4 protein-coding genes are annotated in these 6,078 nt (G+C 72.6%); 2 read left to right on the forward strand and 2 right to left on the reverse strand.

What is annotated here, in order from left to right; translation table 11 throughout:
* Window positions 1–21: 21 nt before the first annotated feature.
* The gene (locus tag ABT004_RS27025) at window positions 22–162 is read right to left on the reverse strand and encodes a hypothetical protein (protein WP_351341861.1); all 141 of its coding nucleotides are present in this window, start codon (window positions 160–162) and stop codon (window positions 22–24) included.
* A 141-nt stretch (window positions 163–303) separates the two neighbouring features.
* On the reverse strand, window positions 304–1,356 hold the full coding sequence (locus tag ABT004_RS27030) for an ABC transporter permease (RefSeq protein WP_351341862.1): 1,053 nt from the start codon (window positions 1,354–1,356) through the stop codon (window positions 304–306).
* Window positions 1,357–1,573: 217 nt separating this feature from the next.
* Here ABT004_RS27030 and ABT004_RS27035 point away from each other — a divergent pair, with 217 nt between their 5' ends.
* Entirely contained in the window at window positions 1,574–5,074 is a 3,501-nt protein-coding gene (locus tag ABT004_RS27035) for a DNA polymerase III subunit alpha (protein ID WP_351341864.1), read from the forward strand.
* Window positions 5,071–6,063, forward strand: a complete 993-nt coding sequence (locus tag ABT004_RS27040; protein ID WP_351341866.1) for a DNA polymerase Y family protein — start codon at window positions 5,071–5,073, stop codon at window positions 6,061–6,063. The genes ABT004_RS27035 and ABT004_RS27040 overlap by 4 nt, the downstream gene beginning before the upstream one ends.
* Window positions 6,064–6,078: the final 15 nt, after the last annotated feature.

The following is a 6,078-nucleotide window of genomic DNA, read 5'->3' on the forward strand; positions in this document are numbered from 1 at the left end:
AGCCCGTCGGGTCGTGTCAGGTCACGACTCGACGGGCTCCAGCATCAGGGCCTTCGCCATCCAGAACAGGCCGAATCCGCCGATGAAGAAGCCGACGGTGGGCACGTCGCCCGCCGCCAGCTTCTCGGGGAAGATGCCCGCGTCGATACCGGTGGCGATCATCGTGGCGACAATGCTGTGTCTTCTGGGGGACGCCCCAGAACCCCGCCGTCAGGCCGAGCGGGCCGAGCTGTGCCTGGGCCGTCGGTTCCATTCGTTTGACGGAGCTGGCTTGGGCGGCCGGGCCCGAGCGGTGCGGGAAGTTCACGCGGTGGGCTCTGGGGCCGGCTCGGTGGCCGGCCCGCCCCGCGCGCCCCGCCGCTTCTCGCGCAGGCCCGACACCAGCAGCGTCACGACGATGCCCACCACCGCCCACGCGGACAGGACGAGCAGCGAGTGGGTGAGGTCGTTGCCCTTGAAGTAGGCGATGGAGCGGGCCGCCCAGGTGCCCGCGCCCGGCGGCAGCCAGGGGCCGATCGCCTGCCAGAACGGCGGCAGCATCGGCAGCGGGAAGGCGCCGCCCGCGCTCGGGTTGCCCGCGATGACGATCAGCAGGACCGCAAGCCCGATGCCGACGACGCCGGTGAGTTCCTCCAGGGCGAGCGTGACCGCGCCGACCGCGAGGGTGATCAGGGCGCCGAGTCCGGCCAGGCCCCAGAAGGCTCCTGGCAGCGCGCCCAGGATCGAGTCGCCGATGATCAGTGAGCCGCCGATGCCGCCCACGATCGAGAAGACCGCGAGCGAGCCGAGCCGGATGGCGGAGCGCTGCGGGCTCGCGGGTTTGGATCCGGCGCTGATCGCCATGATCGAGGCGCACAGATAGCCGCCGACGCACCAGCCGACGACCAGATAGAAGGCCGAGAGCCCGTCGAAGTCCTGCTGCGAGGCGGGTGCCACGTCGACGGTCCGCACCGTGCGCTGCTGCTGGGCGTCGATCGTGGTGGCCAGGCCCTGGAGGGAGGAGGCCAGGACGGTGCCGCCGCCGGACGCGACGTAGAGGGTGTCCTGCGTGCCCTTGGCCTTGAACACCAGGGCGCCGTCGATCTCCCGGTTCAGGACCTGCTGGCGGGCCGTCTTCGCGTCGTCCACCACCCGCGCGTCCAGCGGGGAGCCGGGCAGCTTGTCCAGCTGCTGGGCGAGCTGCTTCGCCGCCGCGGGCTGCGGCGCGACGACGCCGAACGCGACGTCCTTCGGCTTCGGATTGTGCAGCGCCCCCACGTACGAGGTGATGAACAGGAGCTGGAGAGCCAGGACGCCGATGACGAGGAGCGCGGCTCTGGGCGTGACGGCGGATCTGAACTCTTCGGCGAACTTCATGTCCCCCACGGTCGGGCGGGGGCCGGGCGCGTGCAGTCGGGGAGGGCCGAACGGGTGGGTGGCGGGTTCCGGGCAGGTTCCCGGGTGGCTGTTTCGACTCGCACAAGTATTCGAACATGGTTTACGGTGAGGGCATCGGCCCTGATGAGGCTGGTGTGGCAGGTCGTACAGGTCTGGCAGGTCGGATAGAGGGGGGAGTAGTGACGAGGTGGTTCGGATGCGGGGCTTTACGCATCTGCACACCGCCTCGGGCTTCTCCCTGCGGTACGGGGCCTCGCACCCGGACGCGCTCGCCGAGCGCGCCGCCGAGCGCGGCCTCGACGCCCTCGCGCTGACCGACCGGGACACCCTCGGCGGCGCCGTCCGCTTCGCCAAGGCCGCGGGCAGGGCCGGTATCCGGCCACTGTTCGGGGTGGACCTCGCCGTGGCCGCGCCCGCCGAGGTGGCCGAGCGCACCGAGCGGCGGCGCGCACCGGCCAGGGGTGGCGCGTTCGTCGACGAGTCGGCGCAGCGCGTGACGTTCCTCGCCCGGGGCGGCGCGGACGGCTGGGCCGAACTGTGCCGGCTCGTCACCGCGGCGCACCGGGACGCGGGCATCGGCTCCGGGGGGAGCCGCCGGCCCCTGTTGCCCTGGGGCGTGCTGGGGGTGGACCACGGCCCCGGCGGCCCCGTCTTCGTACTGCTCGGCCCGGACTCGGACGTCGGCCGCGCGCTCGCCGCGGGACGCCCGGACCGCGCGGCCCGGCTGCTCGCGCCCTGGCGGGAGCGGTACGGCAGCGCGGCGCTGCGCATCGAGGTCGTCTCCCACGGCCTGAGCGGCACCGGCTCCGGCTCACTGCGCCATGCCGCCCGCGCCCTCGGCTTCGCCGCCGACCAGGGGATCCTCCCCGTACTCAGCAACGCCGTCCGCTACGCCGACGCCGGACAGGGGCAGGTCGCCGACGTCCTCGACTCCGCGCGCCGCCTGGTGCCGATCGACCCGCGCGGGACGCTCGACAGCGGCGAGCGGTGGCTCAAGCCGGCCACCGACATGGCACGCGTCGCCGAGCAGGTCGCCGAGGCCGCCGGATACGGCGCCAACACCGCGCACCGCCTCCTCGCCGTCACCGAGGAGACCGCCCAGGCCTGCCGCGTCGACCCCGAGGACGACCTGGGGCTCGGCCGCGTGCACTTCCCTGAACCGGACCTCGTCGGCGCCGCCCGGCGCACCCCCGACCGGGTGCTGCGCTCGCGCTGCACCGCCGCGATGCTGGCCCGCCGCTACGACTACAAGCGCCGGTACTGGGAGCGTCTGGAGAGCGAGTTGGGCCTGATCGAACGGCTCGGCTACGCCTCGTACTTCCTCACCGTCGCCCAAGTCATCGCCGATACACGGGAGTTGGGCATACGGGTCGCCGCGCGTGGTTCCGGTGCTGGCTCGCTGGTCAACCATCTGCTCGGCATCGCCACGGCCGACCCGGTCGAACACGGACTCCTCATGGAGCGCTTCCTGTCCGAGCAGCGGATGGAGCTGCCCGACATCGACATCGACGTGGAGTCCGCCCGCCGCCTGGACGTCTACCGGGCGATCCTGGACCGCTTCGGGCCCGAGCGGGTGGCCACCGTGTCCATGCCGGAGACCTACCGGGTCCGCCATGCCGTACGGGACGTGGGCCTCGCCCTCGGCATGGAGCCGGCCGATGTGGACCGGCTCGCGAAGTCCTTCCCGCACATCCGCGCCCGCGACGCACGCTCCGCGCTCCAGGAACTCCCTGAGCTGCGCGGCATCGACCCGGACGCGTACCCGCCGAAGCTGTGGGACCTGGTCGAGGCGCTCGACGCGCTGCCGCGCGGGATCGCCATGCACCCGTGCGGGGTGCTGCTCTCGGACACGTCCCTGCTGCGGCGCACGCCGGTCGTGCCGACCAGCACCGAGGGCTTTCCCATGGCCCAGTTCGACAAGGAGGACGTGGAGGACCTCGGCCTGCTCAAGCTCGACGTCCTCGGGGTGCGGATGCAGTCCGCGATGGCGCACTCGGTCGCCGAGATCGAACGGTCGACCGGGGAGCGGGTGGAGCTCGACGACCCGGAACAGGTGCCGCCGGGCGACCCGAAGACGTATCAACTCATCCAGTCCTCACAGACCTTGGGCTGCTTCCAGACCGAGTCGCCGGGCCAGCGCGATCTGCTCGCGCGGCTGCGGCCCGAGACCTTCCACGACCTGGTCGTGGACATCTCGCTGTTCCGGCCCGGCCCGGTCGCGGCCAACATGGTCGACCCGTTCATCAAGGCGCGGCACGGCAAGCAGGCGCCCGCGTACCCGCATCGGGATCTGAAGGACGCGCTGGAGGAGACGTGCGGCGTGGTCGTCTTCCACGAGCAGATCATCAAGATGCTGCACGTGATGACCGGGTGCAGCCTCGCCTTCGGCGACTACACGCGGCGGACGCTGTCGAAGGCGGACCAACTCGGGCGGGTGCGCGCCTGGTTCGCGCAGCAGGCCCGTAGGCGCGGATACGAGGAGGAGGTCGTGAAGCGGACCTGGGAGATCATCGAGGCGTTCGGCGCGTACGGGTTCTGCAAGGCGCACGCCGTCGCGTTCGCCGTGCCCTCGTACCAGTCGGCGTGGCTGAAGGCGCACCATCCGGCCGCGTTCTACGCGGGGTTGCTCACGCACGACCCCGGCATGTACCCGAAGCGGCTGCTGCTCGCGGACGCGCGGCGGTGGGGGGTGCCGGTGCTGCCGCTCGATGTGAACGCGTCGGACCCGGTCTATCGAATCGAACTGGTGTCTGATCTGAATGGCGGGGACGGTCCCGCTTTGGTGCACGGTGTCCGGCTCGCGCTCGGTGATGTGCGCGGCATGAGCGACGCCGAGGCGGAGCGGATCGTCGCGGGACGCCCCTACGTCTCGCTCCAGGACTTCCTCTCCCGCGCCCGCCCGTCCCGCCCGGTCGCCGAACGCCTCGCGCAGGTCGGCGCGTTGGACGCCTTCGGGCGCAACCGGCGGGACCTGATGCTGCACATCGCCGAGTCGCAGCGGAGCGGACGGGGCGGCGCGCAGGGCCAGTTGGCGCTCGGCGAGACGGGAGAGGCCCCCGCCGAGGTGGCCCCCGCCCAGCTGCCCGACCTCGACGACGCGGAACGGCTCGGCGCCGAGCTCGGCGTGCTCGGCATGGACACCTCGCGCCATCTCCTGGGCGACCACCGGGATTTGCTCGACGAACTGGGCGTGGCCTCCGCACACCGCCTCAAGGACCTGCCGCACGGACAGGTGGTCCTGGTCGCCGGCGCGAAGGGCGCCGTACAGACACCACCGGTCCGCTCCGGCAAACGCGTCATCTTCACGACGCTCGACGACACCTCGGGCCTGGTCGACTGCGCGTTCTTCGAGGACAGCCACGACGCGTCCGCGCACACCGTCTTCCACTCCTGGCTGCTCCTCGTACGCGGCGTCGTGCAGCGCCGCGGCGGCGGCAACGGCAAGGCGCTCTCGGTCACCGGATCCGCCGCCTGGGACCTCGCCGAACTCGCCGAACTGCGCCGCGCGGGGGGCCTGTCGGCGGTGACGGACCGGCTCACCGAGGCCCACGCCCCGGCCCCCGCCGCGGCGGACAGCCGCAGCATCCACCTGGAGACCGGTTACGACCTTCACCCCTGGGCGGACCTCCAGCCACCCGGCGAATCCGTCAAGCAGAGCCGCAAGTTGTGGCACCAGAGCCCGGGGAGCGCGGGATGACGAAAGGAGACGGTGTCCAGGTGCCGCAGGTTCTGTACGTGCACTTCCACGACCTCGTGGACGAGCAGCTCTACCTCCGACTGCTCGCCCTGCTCGCCGAGTTCACGCCCCTCGTGCAGGCGCTGCCGCCGGACGCCGCGCTCGTCGACGTCACGGGCAGCCTGCGCTACTTCGGCACGGACGCGCTCGCCCTGGCCGAGCGGATCCGGGCCCGCACCGGGGGTCTGTACGGGCTCCGCTCGACCATCGGCGTCGCCGCGAACCCGATGCTGGCCCGCATGGTCGCCGTCGACGGGCCGCCCTCGGCGGTCCGTGAACTCCCCGCCGACCTGGACGCGGTCACCGCCTTCCTCGCGCACAAACCGGCCGCCGCGCTGTACGGCGTGGGGCCGGCGACCGCCCGCACCCTGTCCTCGTACGGCCTCGACAGCATCGGCCGGATCGCCGCCGCGCCGCTCGGCACCCTGCAACGGATCCTCGGCGCCGCCGCGGGGCGCCGGCTGCACGACGCGGCCCGCGGCCTCGACCCGACAACGGTGGTCCCGGCGGCCCCGGCTCGCTCGATCCGCGTCGAACACGACTTCCCGCAGGACGAGTTGGACCGCGACCGGCAGCGGGCCGCGCTGCTCGCGCTCACCGACCGGCTCGGGCTGCGGCTGCGTGCGGAGGGGCAGGCGGCCGGGTCCCTTGCGCTGACCGTGCGTTATGTGGATCGCAGCGTGACGACCCGTACGGGCAGTCTGCGGGAGGCGTCCGCCCATACCCCGGCGTTGACCTCGTTCGCGTACGAGCTTCATGAGCGGCTCGGGTTGCAGCGGGCCCGTGTGCGGTCCTTCGCGTTGCGGGCCGAGAGGTTGGTTTCGGCGGAGCGGGCGGCGCGGCAGCTTTTGTTCGATTCGGCGGATGAGCGGGCGCGGTCCCTGGAGGCTGCCGCCGACCGCACCCGCACCAAATTCGGCCCATCCATGGTCCGCCCTGCGGCGGCCTGAGCCGATCCCCTGCGG

Origin of the sequence: Streptomyces sp. NPDC002790, from assembly GCF_040295505.1 — a bacterium.
Taxonomy (GTDB): Bacteria; Actinomycetota; Actinomycetes; order Streptomycetales; family Streptomycetaceae; genus Streptomyces.